The sequence below is a fragment of the Bradyrhizobium sp. A5 genome, assembly GCF_042076515.1.
GTDB lineage: Bacteria > Pseudomonadota > Alphaproteobacteria > Rhizobiales > Xanthobacteraceae > Bradyrhizobium > Bradyrhizobium cosmicum.
Window position 1 is genome coordinate 6221137 of the sequence record NZ_CP148990.1, and the last position, 20277, is coordinate 6241413.

The 20277-nt window shown below is 57.5% G+C and carries 10 protein-coding genes; 3 read left to right on the forward strand and 7 right to left on the reverse strand.

Annotated features, from left to right (window positions below; all coding sequences use genetic code 11):
• Positions 1–59: 59 nt before the first annotated feature.
• A complete protein-coding gene (locus WHZ77_RS29580; protein ID WP_375311174.1) occupies positions 60–515 on the forward strand; it encodes a hypothetical protein in 456 nt (151 codons plus the stop codon).
• A gap of 104 nt (positions 516–619) precedes the next feature.
• On the opposite strand, the gene WHZ77_RS29585 is transcribed toward WHZ77_RS29580, so the two are convergent.
• Both WHZ77_RS29585 and WHZ77_RS29590 read right to left on the reverse strand, forming a co-directional pair.
• Entirely contained in the window at positions 620–1018 is a 399-nt protein-coding gene (locus WHZ77_RS29585) for an H-NS family nucleoid-associated regulatory protein (protein WP_375311175.1), read from the reverse strand.
• Positions 1019–1147: 129 nt separating this feature from the next.
• The gene (locus tag WHZ77_RS29590) at positions 1148–3289 is read right to left on the reverse strand and encodes a type I secretion system permease/ATPase (protein ID WP_375311176.1); all 2142 of its coding nucleotides are present in this window, start codon (positions 3287–3289) and stop codon (positions 1148–1150) included.
• A 246-nt stretch (positions 3290–3535) separates the two neighbouring features.
• Here WHZ77_RS29590 and WHZ77_RS29595 point away from each other — a divergent pair, with 246 nt between their 5' ends.
• The gene (locus WHZ77_RS29595) at positions 3536–4963 is read left to right on the forward strand and encodes an HlyD family type I secretion periplasmic adaptor subunit (RefSeq protein WP_375311177.1); all 1428 of its coding nucleotides are present in this window, start codon (positions 3536–3538) and stop codon (positions 4961–4963) included.
• A 4-nt stretch (positions 4964–4967) separates the two neighbouring features.
• Here the strand turns inward: WHZ77_RS29595 and WHZ77_RS29600 are convergent, their stop codons facing one another.
• The 3 genes from WHZ77_RS29600 to WHZ77_RS29610 form a co-directional block, all read right to left on the reverse strand.
• Positions 4968–6791: a caspase domain-containing protein gene (locus WHZ77_RS29600; protein ID WP_375314844.1), complete on the reverse strand. Its 1824-nt coding sequence runs from the start codon at positions 6789–6791 to the stop codon at positions 4968–4970.
• A 166-nt stretch (positions 6792–6957) separates the two neighbouring features.
• Positions 6958–12975 carry a heparin lyase I family protein gene (locus tag WHZ77_RS29605; protein WP_375311178.1) on the reverse strand — a complete coding sequence of 2006 codons (6018 nt, stop codon included), beginning with the start codon at positions 12973–12975 and terminating at the stop codon, positions 6958–6960.
• 758 nt (positions 12976–13733) lie between these two features.
• A complete protein-coding gene (locus WHZ77_RS29610) occupies positions 13734–15089 on the reverse strand; it encodes an O-antigen ligase family protein (protein WP_375311179.1) in 1356 nt (451 codons plus the stop codon).
• 262 nt (positions 15090–15351) lie between these two features.
• Between WHZ77_RS29610 and WHZ77_RS29615 the strand changes: the two genes are divergently transcribed.
• Entirely contained in the window at positions 15352–17592 is a 2241-nt protein-coding gene (locus tag WHZ77_RS29615) for an AAA family ATPase (RefSeq protein WP_375311180.1), read from the forward strand.
• Between the two features lie 437 nt (positions 17593–18029).
• Here the strand turns inward: WHZ77_RS29615 and WHZ77_RS29620 are convergent, their stop codons facing one another.
• Together WHZ77_RS29620 and WHZ77_RS29625 are read right to left on the reverse strand one after the other, a co-directional pair.
• A complete protein-coding gene (locus WHZ77_RS29620) occupies positions 18030–19421 on the reverse strand; it encodes a lipopolysaccharide biosynthesis protein (protein WP_375311181.1) in 1392 nt (463 codons plus the stop codon).
• Positions 19422–19430: 9 nt separating this feature from the next.
• On the reverse strand, positions 19431–20243 hold the full coding sequence (locus WHZ77_RS29625) for a TIGR04325 family methyltransferase (RefSeq protein ID WP_375311182.1): 813 nt from the start codon (positions 20241–20243) through the stop codon (positions 19431–19433).
• Between the last annotated feature and the right edge of the window lie 34 nt (positions 20244–20277).

Genomic DNA, 20277 nt, shown 5'->3' on the forward strand with positions numbered 1-20277 from the left:
CTGCCTGCTCCATGGGGCTCGACGCGGCCGGAGGGACGAAGCACATTTTAGGAAGGCGCATGGACGTTCTCTTCAACGTCGTCGGGATCTTGACTGCGACGTTGGTGGTGACCGTTGCCCACTTTCCGTTGGAGACTACGCGAAGCCTGCTAAGTTTTGGCTCAGCCCCCGTGGTTAGATACATCCACCGTCAGAAAGCCCTGACGGTCGCATCGGAGCACGCGCGTATGCGTGCACTACTCGGCCAGTTCATTGACGAAGGACGGCTTATGCTGGCGCGACTACGCGATCCAGCAAGGGACGCCGAATCGTCGCGATTGCACGTCCATGGGTGGACCACCCAGGTCGAAGAGTTTCTTCGGAATGACCTCGGCAGTTCATATGTCGATCGACTCTACTCCACATCGTTCGTTGACGATGGTGAGATCGAAGGCATTCCGCTGGAGCGGCTGCAGGACTGGAGGAATCTTTGCGGCCGCGTCTGCTATCTGGAGTTGCTTCGCGCCGAGATTTAACGTCGCTGGCGAAAGCTAATCGAGCAACCTCATGGACAATCGCAAAGCGGGAGCCTGTTCACGTGGCTACTGGTTGCATGGTATCGATCACGCAACCAAAAATCTCAGGTTCGGGAGGCGTGCCCTTTTTGACGTCGACCGCGGGATCCCCGCTTGCCTGCGGCAGCTTGGGCGATTGCGAACTCCTCAATGCGTCGACCTGTCTTCAAAGCTGCAACCAACCATCGCGGTTGCTTTCCGCGCCCGGACCAAGTCTCCGTCGGGCTGTTGGGATTACGATATTTCGGCAAGACTTCCGGATACTTACGACGGCGACGCACGGCACCTGGCGAATTCTGCAGCTCGGTGTCCCGCTCCTCGCCCTCGCGGTGGAGTTGCGAAAGACGCTTCTCTAACTCCCGCTTCTCCGTCGTCAGACGCGCCGACAGGATACGACCAATTTGTTCGTGCAACCGCCACAATTCATCGACGGACATGTTATCGAAGTCTAGTTTGTGGGTCATCAAGTAGTCTCGATCTCGGAATCGCCCGCAGCATGCAGATTGGACGATCTCTCTTGCCGTATTTCAAGCAATCCCGCAAGGTCGGGAACTCGGGCGGCCACCAAGCACCCCAGCCCTTAGCAGGCGCTTTTAGCGGACCTCCTGAATATCAGACTGCAAGCGATGAAGGGCTGCATAGCGGCCTCCGCGCTTGATCAATTCGTCATGCGTACCATCCTCGACCAATCGTCCGCGATCAATGGTTAATATTCGATTTGCACGCCGAACTGTTGAAAGACGATGAGCGATAACGAATACCGTCCTACCCTGTGCGATGCGCCGCATGTTGTCCTGGATGATGCGCTCGCTTTCATAATCGAGCGCACTTGTCGCTTCGTCGAAAATAAGAATGCGCGGGTTCGTCACAAGTGCGCGGGCTATCGCGATCCGTTGGCGCTGTCCGCCTGACAGACTTGTGCCGCGCTCCCCGACAACCGTGTCATAGCCTTCTTGAAGCTCCAGGATGAACTCGTGAGCACCTGCGAGTTTTGCTGCCTCGACGACCCGTTCAATCGGCATGCTCGGATCTGATAGAGCGATGTTGTCGCGAATAGATTGGTTGAAGAGAACGCTTTCTTGCAACACGGACCCCACCTGTCGACGCAGCCAGGACGTATCAACCATGGATATATCGACGCCATCGATAAGTATCCGGCCGCTCTCAGGAATGAACAGCCTCTGGATCAATTTCGCGACTGTGCTCTTCCCTGAACCGGAAGGTCCGATTATTCCGATCACCTGGCCGGCAGAAACGCCAAAGCTGACGGCATGAAGTACTTCGGGGCCATCGGGACGGTATCGAAAAACAACGCGATCGAAAGTAACGTCGCCTCTAATGGAGGGCAACGCGGCGCGGGCAGGATTAAACCGGGGTTCGGGAGGCGTGTTGAGAATGTCGCCAAGGCGGTCCACCGAGATCTGCGCTTGATGAAAATCCTGCCAAATCTGCACGAGACGCAACACCGGCTGGCTTACCCGCCCCGCCAGGATGTTGAATGCGACGAGTTCACCCACTGTCAGGTCACCGGAAATAACGAGGCGTGCCCCGAAATACAGGATACCGGCGGTTACGAGCTTGTTGACGAACTGAACGCTATTGCTTGCATAGTTGCCTAGCCTGAGAACCCTGAAGCTTGCAGCGACATATCCAGCCAACTGCTCTTCCCAGCGCCTCTGCATCTGTGGCTCGATAGCCATTGCCTTCAAAGTATCGACGCCGTTGACGCATTCCACCAAGAAAGCCTGATTTTCCGCGCCGCGTTTAAATTTTTCGTCTAGCAATCGGCGAAATGGCGGCGTCGCCCCGGCGGAGATGCCGATATAGAACGGGAATCCGAGCAAGACGATGCCGGTCAATAGCGGGGAGTAGAAAAGCATGACGCCAAGAAAGACGAACGTAAACAGGAGATCAATAACCAGCGTCAGTGCAGAACTGGTCAGGAAGTTCCGAATGTTCTCAAGCTCACGAACGCGAGCGACAGAATCGCCGACACGCCTAGCCTGAAAATACGCTGTTGGAAGCGCAAGCAGATGTTGAAACAGCCGCGCGCCGAGCTCGACATCGATACGGTTGGTCGCGTGGGAAAAAAGATAAGTACGCAAAATACCGAGAATGGTCTCGAAGAGACCTATTCCGATAAGGCCGATTGCGAGCACGTCCAGTGTGCTGAGGCTTCGCTGCACCAGCACCTTGTCAATGACGGCCTGAAAGAACAGCGGTGATGCCAGGCCCAGAAGCTGCAGGAAAAAGGATCCGACCAGCACCTCAACCAATTGAGCTCGGTATTTATGGATGGCGCCGAGAAACCAGGTCAAATCGAAACGGCGCGTGAGCTCCGTCAAGCTGGCGCGCTTGGTCATCAAAACAAGACGCCCGTCCCAGATCGCTTCCAGATCCGCCCTGGTCAGTAATTCCGGGCGAGGCGTCCTTGTCGACTGAGCGACGACCTTGTCATCACCCACCTTTCCGAGAAGAATGAATCCGCCGTCCTTGAGCGCAGCGATGGCAGGCAAGGGTGTATTGAGGAGCCGCCCCCAGTCTGTTTTGAGCTCACGGGCCTTGAGCCCAAACTCTCTCGCACACCGGACCATTTCCGCAGTGCCGATATCCGCCATGCCGCAATAGTGGCGTATTTGCGCCGGGTCTGCGCTGATGCCGTGAAAACGCAGCATCATGGCGAGTGCGATGAGACCCGGGTCATTTTGCCCGGGCACGTCCATATCTGCGTTCATTATCTGCCCTATCGGCGACACCCCCGGCCGCCACCTGCCACTTAATGATAGTCCTTGTTGGTAAAGTTATAGCGATAATCAGGCGCTGATTCGGCACAGATTTATTCAAAAAATATCCTCAATCGGCTGAAATAACAGAGTGGGAGCTGATATAATTCGAGAATTCGCTCCGGTTGCACCAGGGTGATTCACAACCACGCTGGTCGTGCGTAGATTACCCAGTTAAATCATCGGATTAGCCGGACAATGAAGTCGACTGCGAGAATCGTACAATTCCCTGCGCTGTCTAAGCCGCGCTCGACCGAAGAGCTCGAGTTTTTGCCGGCTGCCCTGGAGATCGTTGAGACTCCTCCCTCGCCGTTAGGGCGCGCCATCGGAGCCACGCTTCTCGGGCTGTTCGTGGCCAGCCTGATATGGGCAAGTTTCGGCCGCGTTGATATCGTTGCGACTGCCACTGGAAAGGTCATTCCAACCGGCCGCAGCAAGGTCATTCAACCGTTCGAAACGGGCGTTGTGCGCGCCATTCGCGTTTCCGAGGGGCAGTTTGTCGAGTCCGGCCAGCCCCTGATTGAGCTGGACCCCACCATCAACGACGGCGAGATCAGTCATCTTCTGGGTGACCTCCGTTCAGTGCAGCTCGATATTGCTCGCTTGAGAGCGGCGCTGGCGGATACGGACGACCCGCTGAGTGCCTTTCAACCCCCAGACAAGGTCAATCCGGATCTGGTGGCAATGCAGCGTCAATTCCTGATCGCACAGGTCTCCGAGCACCGCGCCAAGATCGCGTCGCTTGACGGCCAAAAGGCGCAAAAGGAAGCGGCCCTGGCCACGATTTCCGCCACGGTCAGCAAGCTCGATGCGGTCATTCCCACCATTGAGGAGCGCGTGAACATTCGCAAAACCCTCAACGAGTTTGGATCCAAGCTACAATATTATGAAGTGTTGCAGCAGCTCACCGAAAGCCAGCAAGAACGCTTGGTCCAGAAGAGCCACGCCATAGAAATGCAAGCGGCGATTGCGACCATTCTCGAAACGCGATCGCAGACAAGGGCCGAATTCCGTCGTACTTTGCTCGCAGACCTTGCTGAAGCCGAAAGGAAGGCCTCTGGATTCACGGCCGACCTTTCAAAGGCGGAGCAGCGGGCCAAGCTTCAGTCGTTGACTGCACCAGTATCCGGCACGGTGCAGCAGCTGGCCGTTCACACGATTGGCGGGGTTGTTACCCCCGCACAGGCGCTGATGGTCATTGTCCCCTACGACAGCAAGTTGGAGATCGAGGCGGCTATCAACAATCGTGACATCGGCTTTGTTCACACTGGTGACGATGTCGAAATCAAGGTCGATACCTTCGACTTCACGAGATACGGCCTCCTGCATGGAAAGGTACTTAGCATCTCATCCGACGCAGTCACGCGTGAAGTTCCGGGAGAAAAACCGACGGACCGACAGGCGCCCGGATCCACCACCACGACGAGCGAACCCAAGGGTCAGGAAATGACCTACGTGGCGCGCATTGCCGTTTCGAATCCCCGTATTCAGATCGACGATCGAGTCGTTAGCCTCTCGCCAGGGATGGCTGTCACGGCAGAGATCAAGACGGGCTCGCGACGGCTGATCAGCTATTTGCTGTCGCCCATCATGAAGTATAGGCAAGAGAGCATGCGCGAGCGATGAACATTCACCTGCTCGGCGCGAGCCTTTCGCGCGGGCCCGCACTCGATGTTGGTTGCGATCGACGCGAAGAGAGTGGCTGCCTAGGCATTGCCTGAAGTGAAGCTCCCGCCCTTGGGCGAGCGACTGGCAAGGGAATTCGCACGCGTGGCGTCGCTTGAGGCTCGGTCAGAGACGGGCGAAGCGCGGTCAAGGACGTGACCGCCGCCTGGTCCGCCGGCACGTCGCCGTCGAGCGAGGCAGGAGGCACTAGAGCCCCTGTAAAGGCAGGGTCACTGGAATGCAGCCCGAGCTCAGCTGTTGGCCAAAGACCAAAAGTTACCCATTCTGAAAATCGAGAGGCGAAGGCTTTGGTCAAATCGTCTTTGTGCCTCACCGGCGCCAGATCTGGATAGACCCAATAGGGCAGCCCGATCCCAGCCTGCGTGTCGGAACGTCCTTCGGAAACGCTTCCCTCCGAATTGGAGGACCGAGCCCGCTTGATATCCGAAAGCGGGGTCGAGGACGCGTTCTTTTCGAGAGAGACCGCTCCCTGCTCCATCGACGAATTGCTGTGGACCGTGCTGTCTTCCGCCTCGGACGTCCGAGTTTTCGGCAAGAGGGCGGTCTCTGCAGTCACCCCCAAGAGACCAGCGGGCACCGGCGGCGGTGGATCGAATCCAGCCGTCGGACTGAAGAGATAGTCCGCCTCGCCCGGCAGCGGAGATGGAATATCGTACTCGGGCTGCCTGAAGCCTGGCGGAGGAACTGGGGACGCCTTGCGTTTCTGCAGAGTGCGGCGCGCTTCATCCGCGTGTGGACCGCCCGGGTAACGTTCCAAATATGACCAAAAATTCTCCAACGCACCTGCTCGGCAAACCCTCTGCCACAGGAGAACCTCGCGCCGAGTCGCCAGAAGGGCGCGAACGCGCTTGGCCAACGGATTGCGCCAATGATCCGCCAGAAAATCCGCGTAGGAATCGAGCGTATCGCGCAAGAGCGCCGCAAAGTAAGCATCCTGCCCGGAAAGTCCCGACATCGGTCGCAACCGCAACCGGTCCATTTCCCGGGATTCGGGCTCTTTTGACATTCCGCGCTCAAACAGTGAGAGCTGCGATAATATGCCTGAGCCGTGCCAAGGCACCTGCTCTCCGTGCGTCATTTCATTGACGCGGATACGGACACGTACAAGGCCATCGACGAGCGTGGAATTCCTGTCCTCAATCATCTCGGCAATGGCTTTGGCGTAAAGGCCGTAACCGTCGCTGCTCCGGAAAGCGGGCGAGATCATTCCCGGTGCCGCATTAGATGCCACGAGGACGTTAGGCGCCGTCTCGATCCATGCCAGCCCGCTGGCTGGTGGCTGCCCCGAAAGCAGAAACGGACTTCCGCGCGCGGCATCCAGAATGACGAGAGCAGCCTGTGGGCGAAGCGCCGAAAGTGAGTGGGTCAGATCGGAGACGCGCAGGGCGAACCGGGGCAAAATTGAGGTTTCGGCAACGTCGATATCGACATCGGCATCGACCGGCAGCAGAAAATTTTCCCCCTGAAACTGAAGTGCATAACCACTGAAGTACACCAGAGCAACCGCATCGGGGCCCGCCTTCGAGACCTTCTCGACGAAGTCGAAAAATGTACTCTTGAGGTTCGCACTAGTCAGGTCACGGGTGTGGGTAACTTCAAATCCTACCGCCCGCAACTCACCTGCAATGAGTCCGGCATCGTTTGCCGCGATCTCAGCCCGCTGCTGCCCCCGATACGACGCGTTCCCGACAACGAGAGCAATGCGCTCAGACGCAGCCATACTCGCGCGTGACTGCAGATGAACGGCAACAAAGCACAGCAACAACATCTTCAAGTATGTTTGCATTTTTCTCGCTGAAATGCCTTGCAGGCAGAAGCATTGCTTTAACACAGCCTAGTCCGAAGAACCGGTCAGGTTGCGAAGAAACCGCACACACAGATTGATCGCGGTACCAGCGCCCAATCGCCGCTGTGGTCCGAGCGCCTTGGGAGAGTCAACTTGGATATTGCTGTTGGCTAATTACTGACGTGGCCAATTGGAAGGTTGGAGTGGCACGACCAGTCTCGGAATTCACAGTGGCTCCCGAAGAGCTTGTGTCGAACGGCGAGGAAGAGAATGCAGATGCGATATGTTGCGACCAAAGTGCGAGCTTGGAGTCGATTGAATCGAGCCATGCCGACTTGGACTCTGAGCCATTCGTCAGGACCTCGTTGCCTTGAGCCGTGGAAAGCGGTGGATCGACAAGCAACGTACCACCATTTCCATCGCTTGATACGATGAAGTTACCCAGCGAATAGTTGCCACTCAAGGCAATATTGGCGGTATTGGTTCCGTCACTCACGCTGAGATTTCCAGGTGAATTATTCCCAGAATAGGTGACGGTTGCGCCAGCGCCGGCGGTAATGTCGCGTAAATCGATCAAATCGCCCTTGGTGAGTTGGCCGCTGATAGTGCCACCGAATTGCGTCGACTGGTCAATTATGAGCGACCCGGTAGTTCCCGCGAAACGTATTGTACCCGAATAGGCCCCAACAAGCTCGACGCTGGCACCGCTGCCGACTATGAGCGAGTTTGATCCAATGACCGTCCCGCTACCCGACAAAACGATGACTCCATCGCCGTTGAGATCCTGGTGGAGCGTGTTCTCCGCCCGCTGAAGCGCCGCGCTGGTTCCAAGCACCAAGCCAGTGTCGCTCAGATAGTTGCCATTGCTGTCGGTGGTCCAGAGGATGAACTGGTCCGTGCCAGGAGCTTGCCATGCAACCAAGTATCCGCTGGGGGTCTGCTCCGCACCGATCGGGGTCCAGACTCCAAACTGCGCTGCGACTACGGGCGAGCCGTAGTATTTCAGCTCAAGTCCGGAGCCCCCATCAACGGGGGTCAAATTGAAACTCGTACCAACCTGCGCCAGGCTCGTGCTGCCCAATGATTCAATAGCCGTTGTCGCCGCTCCGGCAACACCGATCACCCCATTCCCATTAAGGTCCTGATGGAAGCTGGTCTCCGCACGTTCGAACGACGCACTGGTCCCCGAGATAACGCCCGTGTTGTTTCGATAGTTGCCGCTGGAGTCCGTGTTCCAGATGATGAACTGGTTCGTACCAGGCGCTTGCCAGGCGATCTGGTAGCCGCTCGACGTCTTCTCAACGGCAACCGGAGTCCAGACACCAAACTGCTCTGCGACCACGGCCGAACCGGCGTATTTGAGTTGCGGTCCCGAACCGCCAGCCACGGGATTCAGATAGAAATTCGCGCCAACCTGCACGAGGCTTGTGCTGCCAGAGGATTCAATCGTAGACACCGTCGTCGGGACACCGATCGTGCCGTCTCCGTTCAGATCCTGTCGAAAGCTGGTCTCCGCCTGTTCCAGGGTAATGCTGTCACCGGACAGCGCAGCTGTGTTGCTCTGATAGTTGCCTTTGGCGTCCGTGTTCCAGATGATGAACTGGTTCGTACCAGGCGCTTGCCAGGCGATCTGATAACCGCCCGACATCTTTTCAGCGGCAACCGGAGTCCAGACACCAAACTGCTCTGCGACCACGGCCGAACCGGCGTATTTGAGTTGCGGTCCCGAACCGCCAGCCTCGGGATTCAGATAGAAATTCGCGCCAACCTGCACGAGGCTTGTGCTGCCAGAGGATTCAATCGTAGACACCGTCGTCGGGACACCGATCGTGCCGTCCCCGTTCAGATCCTGTCGAAAGCTGGTCTCCGCCTGTTCCAGGGTAATGCTGTTACCGGACAGCTCAGCTGTGTTGCTCTGATAGTTGCCTTTGGCGTCCGTGTTCCAGATGATGAACTGGTTCGTACCAGGCGCTTGCCAGGCGATCTGGTAGCCGCTCGACGTCTTTTCAGCGGCAACCGGAGTCCAGACACCAAATTGCGCTGCGACCACGGACGCGTCACCATACTTCAGCACCGGCCCTGAACCGCCACCCACGGGATTCATGTAGTAGTTGCGTCCGGCCTTAACCAGACTTGTCGCGCCCAAGGCTTCGATGGTCAGCGTCGTGGTGTCGATCTGCAGCGTGCCGGAGGGGTTTGTCACCGCGCCGGCCAGATTGGCAGTGTTGCCGGCGCTATCCTTCACCGTCGCCGAGTTCAGGTTCACCGCCGTCACCGCGAGGTCCGACGTATTCTGGCCAGTTCCAACCGTGTAGCTGAAGGTCAGGACCTTCGTGCCGGACCCACCCGTATAGGCTGCAACACCGCCATTGTTCAGCTTCAACGTAGGGGTGCCGCCTGCCACCGTCACTGCTTCATCGAGGTTCACCGTCAACGTCACCACGTCGCCGACATTTAGAATGCCGTTCCCCGAGGTGATCCCGGTGCCAGCGGCAGCCACCGACGATACCGTCGGCGTCGTGGTGTCGATTTGCAGCGTGCCGGAGGGGTTTGTCACCGCGCCGGCCAGATTGGCAGTGTTGCCGGCGCTATCCTTCACCGTCGCCGAGTTCAGGTTCACCGCCGTCACCGCGAGGTCCGACGTATTCTGGCCAGTTCCAACCGTGTAGCTGAAGGTCAGGACCTTCGTGCCGGACCCACCCGTATAGGCCGCAACACCGCCATTGTTCAGCTTCAGCGTCGGAGTGCCGCCTGCCACCGTCACTGCTTCATTGAGGTTCACCGTCAACGTCACCACGTCGCCGGCATTCAGAATGCCGTTCCCCGAGGTGATCCCGGTGCCCGAGGCCGCCAGCGAAGACACCGTCGGCGCCGTGGTGTCGATCTGCAGCGTGCCGGACGGATTGGTCACCGCGCCGGCCAAGTTTGCAGTGTTGCCGGCGCTATCCTTCACTGTCGCCGAGTTCAGGTTCACCGCCGTCACCGCGAGGTCGGAGGTGTTCTGACCGGCTCCCACCGTATAGCTGAAAGTCAGGGCATTGGTGCCCGAGCCGCCGGCATAGGTCGCCGTGCCACCGCCGTTTAGGGCCAGCGTCGGCGTACCGCCGACCACCGTCACCGCAGAACTCAGATTCACCGTCAACGTCACCACGTCGCCGGCATTCAGAATGCCGTTCCCCGAAGTGATCCCGGTGCCCGAGGCCGCCACCGACGATACCGTCGTTGCAGCAGTGTTGATTTGCAGCGTGCCGGACGGATTGGCCACCGCGCCGGCCAGGTTGGCAATGTTGCCGGCGCTATCCTTCGCCACCGCCGAGTTCAGATTCACCGCCGTCACGGCGAGGTCGGAGGTGTTTTGGCCGGCACCGACCGTGTAGCTAAAGGTCAAGGCGTTGGTGCCCGAGCCGCCGGCATAGGTCGCCGTGCCGCCGTTATTCAGCTTCAACGTCGGCGTGCCGCCGGACACCGTCACCGCCTCGCTCAGGTTCATCGTCAACGTCACCACGCCGCCGACACCAAGCGTGCCATTTCCAGACGTGATGCCAGAACCCGAGGCGACCAGCGACGACACCGTCGGCACCGTCGTGTCGATTTGCAAGGTGCCCGACGGGTTGATAACCGCACCAGCCAGGTTCGCCGTGTTTCCGGCGCCATCCTTCACCGTCGCTGCGTTCAGATTGACGGCTGTCACGGCGAGGTCGGAGGTATTCTGGCCGGCTCCTACCGTATAGCTGAAGGTCAGCGCATTACTGCCCGAGCCGCCGGCATAGGTCGCCGTGCCGCCGTTGCTCAGCGTCAACGTCGGCGTGCCGCCGGACACCGTCACCGCCTCGCTCAGGTTCATCGTCAACGTCACCACGCCGCCGACACCAAGCGTGCCATTTCCAGACGTGATGCCAGAACCCGAGGCCACCAGCGACGACACCGTCGGCACCGTGGTGTCGACCGGCGGCGGCGTGTTGACCGGGGATCCAACCGTGCCGACAGTGATCGGATCCGACACCGAGCCAGAGCTGGTGCCGGCCGCATTCGTCACTTTGGCAGAGAAGTTATGGACACCATTCGTCAGGGTATTTGTCGAGAACGACCATGTATTGTTGCTATTTATCGAGGCGGTGCCAATCTGCGTGGTGCCGTCGAAAATGGTGACTTTGCTGATCGAGTAGCCGGCTTCCACTGAGCCATAAAGAGTAACGACGTTTCCAACCAGGGCGTTACCCGTAATGGTCGGAGAAGGAGGCAGGTTCGAGTTGTTGCCGAACCCAATTCCATTTTCACTCCCAATCGCGCTGACATCTCCGAGCGAGTTGACGTTATAGGCCTGGATGCTGGTCCAGCTATTACCGGCCAACGTGGGAGTCGTAAAAGTCCAGCGACCGTTGCTGTCGACCGGAGCGCTTCCCAACGCGGTGCCATATGAAGTCGCGAAATAGACGGTGGTATTGGCGCCCGCGGTACCCGTGAATGTAAAGGTGCCGTTGCCATTGTCCACGGGATCACCGAAGACTGGCGTCTTGACCGGCTGCGTGTCGATAATGACCCCGGGAAACAGGACGGCGGCGCCAGTCAGGATCGCCGCATTTCCGCTGCTATCCGTAATCGATGCGCCGTTCGGCAAGTTGGCGCCGGTGATTGCAACTCCCTTGACGATGCTATCGTTCGCTCCGACGGTGTAAGTAAATTTGAGTGTATTGGTGCCGGACCCGCTGCTGTAGACGGCCGTGCCGCCATTGTTCAGCGTCAAGGTCGGAGTTCCGGTCACCGACACGACCGAGCTCGTCTTAAGCGTGAATGTGATGGAGCTTCCGGTCACAGTCTCGCCGGTCTGAGCCGATGTCGTAACCTGCGTGACAATTGGACCAGTAAACGCGGCGATCGTCGCACTCGCCGCCGATGCTGCTCCGACATTGCCGGCACTGTCAGTCGCCGTAGCGGAAAGGCTATGGCCGCCGACAGCCAGCGTATTGGTTTCGTAGAACCATAAACCGTTGGACGATGTCGTCGCCGTCCCCAGCTTAGTCGAACCATCGTATATCGTGATGATGCTGTTGGCCTGGGCCGTGCCGTTCAGCATCACTTGGTTGCCATTCACCACGTTTCCGAGGATGAGCGGCGCGCCGGGCTTCGTCGTAATGCTGGTATTCGCATAATCCACGGTGATGGGCTGATTGCTGGACCAGCCCTCGTAGATTCCCTCTTTCCAATAGACGCCGCCGCCATATCCGAGCGCGCCGTGATAATCGACGACCTGCTGGCCGTTGATCCAGACCTCCAGGAATCCGCTCGCATTGTTCTGGAAGTTGGCCTCGACGTGGACGTCAATAGCTTGACCGCGAACGATCGGCGTCGGAGAAACCCAGAGATAGCCGTTCAAGGGATCGCTCGGCAGCGTCGCTGCCGTCCACGCCTTCTGGCCGGGCAGGGCATAGAATGCCTGGACGGCGAGATAATCGCCCTCCCCGGATCCGTTGGCGCCCGTCAGGTGGAACGCAAACGGCGGATTGCCACCATCTATTGACAGGTATGTCGGGTCATTGTCGTCCGCGTGGAACTGCCCGAGAATTTGCCAATCCAAGTCGTTGCTTGTGTCGTTGAACCCGGGCTGAACCGTAAACTGATACGACAGGTCTATCGTCGAGGTCGCCGAGTAAACCGTGCCACCGCTGATTTCGCTGCGATGACTGTCATTGCCCGCCCAGATGTCATTCGGGCGCACCTCGAATCGAATTGTGTGGCTGTCGAGCTGGGTGATTGCCCATGGCGCATTGCCGTTGATATTGGCATTTTCAGCATAGTACGGCATACCGCCGACGGAGATCGGAGAGGACCATTGGTCGGTCAGCGGAGAGAAGTTGGAAATGGCCCCAGCAATTGTTTGCGTCACGGCTGAGGACGCCACGCTCGTGACGCCGGCAACCGTCGCGGTTGCCGTAAAGCTGTGCGCACCATCCGTCAGTGAGGGCGTCGCATACGACCAGACTCCCGCGCTGTTAGCCGTCGTCGTGCCAAGCGCGGTCGTGCCGTCATAGACGGTAATCGTGCTGTATGCAGTCGCCGTGCCGACAAGCGTCAGTTCATCAGAATAACTAACACCGGGATCCTTGTCGAAAGCGATATTATCCGGAGAAGCCGCCAGAATTACGGGCGGATTAATCTGCGAAACCATTTAGTTAGCCCCCTTCGATGGCCACGAGCGCCCTGATGCAGTCGAATTACTGGATCAAATTGAGAGGCCACCTATGAATTTCGGGCTTTTTAGAATCGTAGAGTTTTATAAAATCTTCGTGCCCATACCGTGAATTGCGCCATTTATTTCCCACGCCTTGGGCCGTCTGATTTAATTGGAGCTCAGGCAGTTCAAGGCGTACCGTGCCGCAACCAGCATTTGCAGACCCCCCTATTCCAATTGAATATTCCAACGTCATCCCCTCTGCGTCGAAGGCCGCTCTATGCGCAGCCAAATACCCCCGCACACCCCACCACCAGAGGCGCACTAATCTTGCACCCTAAAGCAGTAAAACATGGTTAATTGCCTATTGCGGCATCGCTTGGAACCCCAATTGTTCAAAATGTGACACTTCTGGCTCAACCGACGCCTTAAACCACATCATATTACCTTCTCCAAAGTCTACGACCATTAATTTGGTGTCGCAGATGACCGGAGGCGTAAATCAGACCCGAGTCGGCCACTTCCGAAAATTAACTGCGTAAATCAAATATCGGAGGAATACGATTTATTGCCTCGATCGCGCGAGGCTTTGATGCAATTGCGCTGCACCTCTCGGCTCCATGTGTCCGAAAGTCCGCGAACGCGGCATCGCTCTGCCTGGAGCACGCGCGGGCCAGGTGGAGTTGCGCTTACACCGTTTCCCAGCGCTGCAGGTTACCCGTCGGAGTTTGTCTCGGATCTCGAAAATCTCGAAATCAGTCAACCCGCCTATATTCGACCGTCGACTTTCGCGCTTGCGATGACAGCAATCGGGTCTGCTGAACCACCATACCGACAATGATCGAGGTCAGCACCGTGCTAAGGCATTTCGTCATGAAATTGCTCTCGGAGATGTTCAGGACGAGGGTGACCGACCAGATTGCGAACGGGAAGATGTTGGTGCTCGCTTGCCCTGCGGGGTTTGCGATGACCAAGCGGATTGCGCCCCACAAGATCGCGATGAACGCTCCGAAAATCAGCGGAGTGAACGCGTAGCCAAACTCAAGAAACTTGTCGACGTAGCCGTTGTCGACACTCCATTCGGACATATTATCAGCGATACGAGCCCCGAAGCCTCCTCCGAGCAAGCTATAACCAGAGCTATAGAAGTTTTTCAGGATGATCGGCCAGAAATCAGCCCGGCCGGTGAGATCGGTGGATTTCCCGAGGATCCCAACGATCACGTAATTGAGGAGGCCGAGCTTGAATGCCAGGCCGAGAATGCCGATGCCGATGCCGAATTTGACGAACATGGGCTGGCGAAGCGGATATGGCAGGCGGGCAACCAAATATGCCATCGACAGGAACGCGGGCACGATCACCGCAGCGATCATTCCGGTAGCCGATTGCGTGCCGATCAGGCATCCGCCGCTGAAGGCCAGAAAACATGCCAAAACCGGCGCGGAAAAAATCGAAGTTCGATAGAACAACAGAAGTCCGAGCGTGACCCCGGAAAAGTATCCAAGACCTTGCTTGTGACTGAATACTCCGCGCCACAGGCCCGCGTGAACGGTTTGGTACGGGTCAGTCAACTGGTGAATAGCAGTCTCCGGGAACAACACGACCCAGATAATGCTCAGGAGGCATCCGACGGCCATGGTTCGGACTACGAATACGATCGATCGAAATCCAGGCATTGATCCGATGATTACAAGCCCAAGCAATGCCGTGGTCATGTAGGTGTTGGCGGCCTGAATCGTCGCCATACGGTTGTAGGACCATGCAGCCGAAGCAAATGCCACCAAAACCGGCACCCAGACCGGCCAGCATTGAAAGGCGAGCGTTCTGGTGGACGGCGACATGATCAAGGCTACGAACGCAAACAGCTCTGAGCTAATCGTTATGATCTGCAGCGTTGTCGAGCCTACCCAGCGACCGGTCGTCATATCCAGCGCCAACTGAATCGTAAAAGCTGGAAAGTAGAAGATGAAAAGCACCCCTAGCACCAGACGTATCGGAAGGGGTGCGCCCTGTACCGCCGTCACCGTCGCCCCCAATCCACGCCGGACGCTCAGACGGGGCAATGCCCGTTCAGTGGCGACATCCAGCGGGTGCCCAGAAAGTTCAGACATCAGCGTCTACCAACAATCATCTTGTTTTAAATACCGGATTTCTGGCCCGACTCGGCGTTTTCCAACTTGCAATTTTAAGCCGCGCCTCTCCCATTTACAATTATTCGAGGAATAGCCCCAACACTTCAACATCTTAACCTTTAAATCGATCAAACCGCCTCCATACCCGGCAAGCAGCAGGTTCCTCATGGAAGCAGCCCGGCAAGCGTGCTAGATTTAAATACATATCGCAAGTGCGCTCCAATTTAATTTGGGTTCTTTGATGCTTCAGCTGAACAAAGATCGCAGGCTTTCTTCATTCGAGCCGGAACAGACAGGATTAACGTCCGGTTCCTCCGCTCAATACATCCAGATGGTTCTAGGTTTCGCGCGACGCCAAGCCTGGGTCGTATGCATTGCCATCGTATTGGCCATAGCTGCAGCTACTTCCTATGTCCTGCTCGTGCCGGCGACTTACAAAGCGACAGCGACTGTAGGAATCGACACAACGAAATTCCAACTGTTTCAACCCGCGGGCGAATTGATCATCGATACGTCGTCCGCCGTCGAGAGTCAGCTCGAGATCCTGAAATCCGAGAAGCTGGCGCTCGAAGTCATAAAGAAGCTTCGTCTGACCGACAGTATTCCGGCCGCCCATGCAGGCTGGTTCGGCTCGTCGAAACCGCCGAGCGAATTTGCGTACACCCGGCAATTGGTGGCAGTCCTTCAGAAGCATCTGACGGTCAAGCGCCTCGGCATCGCCTGGATTATCGAGATCAGCTACGAAAGCCGTGATCCCGAGCAGGCGGCGCAGTTCGCCAATGCCTTTGCCGATGCATACATCGCCGATCAGCTGGATTCAAAGTATCAGGCGACGCGACAGGCGAGTGCCTGGCTGGAGGGACGCGTCAAGGAGATGCGAGAGCAGACCATGGCGGCCCAACATGCGGTCGTGGAATTCAAGGTCAAGAACGGCATCGTCGATACCGGCGGGCGGCTCATGAGCGAGCAGCAACTTTCCGAGCTCAACGGCCAGTTGCTGACCGCGCGTGGACAGACATCCGAAGCAAAGGCCCGGCTTGAGCGCGTCAATGCAGTGGTTCAATCAGCTCTTTCAGCCGATAACTCCAATGCCCTGGTGACGGATGTTCCCATCAACGAACCGATCGCCAAGCTCCGAAGCCAACTGATCGAACTTACCAATAAAGAAAAGGAATGGTCTGCGAAGTTTGGAAGCGACCATCTTGCGGTGATCAATCTGCACAGTCAGGCCAAGCAGGTTCGCTCCGCCATGATCGACGAGCTTCGCCGGGTCGGCGAGGCCTTCAAGAGCGACTACGATCTCGCCTTGCGCCGCGAAAAGGGCCTGGAAACAGAAGTGGCCCAAGCGGTTTCCCAATCGGATTCATCCACCCGCAATCAGGTGAGGTTACGCGAGCTCGAGGGCACAGCGACCAGCACCAAGGAACTGTACGACAATCTGAACAAACGATATCTCGAGTCGGTCGAGCAAAAATCGTTTCCGGTCACGGAGGCAAGAGTGATCACGCGCGCGGCGCCGGCGCTGGACCGCGAGTACAAATCCACGATGAAGATCCTAGCCGGAATTCTCGGCGGGGGAATTGCCCTCGGCCTTGGACTGGCCTTTCTTCGTGAGTTCACTGACAATGTATTTCGTAGCGTCGGCCAGGTTGAACGGCAGCTGCAGATGAATTGCATTACGCCAGTACCGCTCTGGAAGAACGACGAGACCGAAAACGGTCCGTCGCTGGTGCCGCCCCTAGAGGGCGAAAGGAAGCTTATGCGTTCGAAGGGGCCTGCCTGGGCCACCGTCGACTCCCCTCTTTCGCACCATGCAGAAGCGATGCGTTCGATTAAGTTGGCAATAGATCTAAATTGCCCGGGCAAAGGCGCCAAAGTGATCGGCATGACCTCATCGCTGCCCAGAGAAGGTAAATCGACTGTGGCGATTTCCCTCGCGCTGACCATAGCGGCAGCCGGGGCAAAAGTGATGCTTCTGGACTTCGATCTTCGAAATCCGGCTCTGACGCGTTCATTGGCCTCCAAGGCGAAGGTAGGTTTTCTCGATGTCATCTCGGGAAGAACACCCCTCGCAGATGCCGTTTGGTCCGACCAGTCCCAGTATCTTTCGTTCCTGCCGACAATCACCAATGGCCTTTTCGTTCAAAGCAACGAGATAATGGGCGCGCAGCTTACGAAGACGTTCATGGACCAACTTCGCGAGGAGTACGCTTACATCATCGTAGACTTGCCGCCCCTTGCGCCCGTTGTCGACGCAAAGGCGACGACCCACCTGATCGACGCATATCTGTTCGTCGTCGAATGGGGCGCTACGAAGGTCGATGTTGTCGAGCATGCCCTGAGCAGGGCTCCTGGCATTTCGGAAAATGCGCTCGGTATCGTTCTCAACAAAGTCAATATGGATAGACTTTACAAGTACGACGGCGAGAACAGGACCTATTACGTCAACAAGCACTATACGCAATATGGCTATAACCAGTAGAGACAGCCTGTCGCGATCGACGGGCCCGTAGCCAGGCCCGCCCGATAAACCGTTTCCCAAATTCTGGACTGGGCAACAGCTGGCACGGATCTTTCAGCACCAGCTGTCCGTCTTCATGCTCGACTAAGTGCGGCACAGAGTGTTTCTCCTGTGCGCCCTGCCGGGCCTACTCGATCCGGCTTTTGGACACCCGCCCACGGCATCATTCTCTTTCCCGATTGGTCGCATCGCAATCGTTGAGGCCGCTCGACGCGACCGCAAAGGACATGCCTAGCGATCCCTTTTCCCCTTGGCGCGCGTAGGTGTGATGGACTACGGACGCTTTGGGGGGCCGCCGGTGCGGATCTGACTTCCTCCACATAACGCTCTAAACATCAGAGCGCAGAGCATTTGAGTAGATATGCGAGTTCGAGATGAGCCGCGGATCTCATGGAATTCTAGTAGGCTCCTACGTGCCGTTGTCGGCGCGCCGATAGGTTGAGAGCGAGCCATAGCCCCCCGCCCCGTAAGATGTCGGAGAAATAAAGGGCGACGTAGATTCCGGATGTCCCGTTGCTGGTGCCCAGCAAAACCACCATCATGGCGCCGACGGCATTTGCGACACCGCTTACGACCGTCGACATCTTATGGTGCTCCGCCGCATTGAGCGCGTCGAACGCGAGGAATTGGATGGCGGTCGGGATCACCGTCCACGCGAGGGTTCTGACAACGTCCGATGACGCAACAAACGCGTGGCCGAACACGTATGGCATGTAAGGTGCGATCAGGAACAGGCCGACGCTTGTCACCGCACTGATGCCGACCGAGTAGGGAAGGTATTTCGTTGCGAGCGCAAGGCTGGACTGAGGCCCATCTCGGCCGGCAACTGCGAGTTTCCCGTAGATGACACGATCAAACGAGCCCGGCACGACGAGTGCAGCACCTATCAATCTCCGGCCCGCACCATAGACGCCGACGAACTCAGGCGAGGTGACAGCACTCAGCACGAGAACGTCCACGCTGTGCCGAAGCATGATGAGAAAGCTCGAAAACGCGAGGCTTCCGCCTAACCACAACTCTCGGCGGAGCACGCACAATTGGGGGCGCCCAAACCGCCAGATCAGGGCAACACAGACAACGCCGATGGCGACGTGGACCACCGCCCACCACACGGCCCAGTTGTCCAATGAAGTCACCCCAAAGAGACCACACGCCGCGACCGCGGCCAGGGCGCGAACCACACCGGTTCCGCCGTTGATCAAGTTGGCCGTCTTAAAGTCCCCGCGGGCCAGAAAGATGTTCTCGACCAGGCTGAAGAAGGAGGGGAATGCAATATTGACCGGCACCAGAAGAAGCAGAACCTGAAGCCAGGCACCCCGGCTGCCACTGTGAATTCCCGGCGCAAAAAACATGCAGGGAACGACCACGACCGTCAGTACGGCACCCGTGACAAGGATGACGAGGAGCGTATGACCAAGCGCCTCGGCATATCGCGCAGGGTCGCGGCTCACGATTCGGCGTAGCGCCTCTCCCGGCCCAAATCCGCACCAGGTGTTTGCAAGCGCCGTCACTGCGCTGATCGTCGTCAGTTCGCCAAACTGCGCCGTGCCTAGGGAGCGCGCAAGAAGGATAAAAGCGATCGCCTGCGCAACGACACCAGTAGCCAGACTTCCGACTGATCCCGCGAGGAGCCTGACCATGGGTAGCTTCGGTCTGAAAAACGCTGCAATCTGAGACATGCCCAATATTTTTCTTGTGCCATCAATCAAGGCGCCGCCGTCGCCTTTCGATGAAATGAGGCGGCCAGGCAACGCGGCGAATATTACCGGATAAATCAGCTTCGTCGTCAAAACAACGAGCTACACCAACCGCAGTCTTGCATAATAGCCACGGCTGGACGAGCGGCCCAAATGCGGGTGGGTCTGAATTGTCCTGCACAGGCTTGGAATCGACCATTCGTCGACGATGTCGTACCCAAGCTTGTCGAGGCTGGCGAGGAACTCCGCCCTGTTGCGAATTTGGTACGGGATCTCCGCGCACTCAAAGTTTTCGAGTGTCACGACCGTTGGGCCTTCGCGGGTTTGAACCTTGTTGAGAAGCAGATGACGCGGCAACGATGGCAGCTTTCTGAGAAAGGCGTCAAAGGGGACATCGAGATATTGCAGCAAGCCCGAAGCGAGGAGAACGTCGGTTTCCCGAGCCTTGGCCAGATCATCTATGAACGTAGGTCCACTCAATTTCCCTTCGTCCAGAAAACGGCGTCCAGCTCGGACGATCGCGGGCAAGTCATAAATGACCCAATCGACCCTTCCTCTCAGTTCCAGGTGCCTGCCGAAGGCCCGGTATTTGGTCCCCAGGTGACCGCCAGCGTCGAGAATGGCTCTGGTCTCCGGTGCAAGACGATTTAGCCAGAACAGAATCGGGTAGTCTTCGAGCTTGAGTTCCGACATGTACTCCAAGGAGTGCATGACAACTTCGTCGTTGTTGTAGCCGACAAGTGCGCCGCTCCGGACCGCCGCAGCGGCCTCCTCATATGTCGCATACGCACCGCGATGCCTGAGATACGATGATCTGAAAAGGGCGAGCAGATGCCCCATCATGCCTCGAACAAAGAGAATCGGGCGCGCTGAAAGAAGATACTGCAATGGTGCGGGCAACTTGGACATGTTCATTGTGAGTTTCGGATTGCCAGTGTGGTGATTGCCG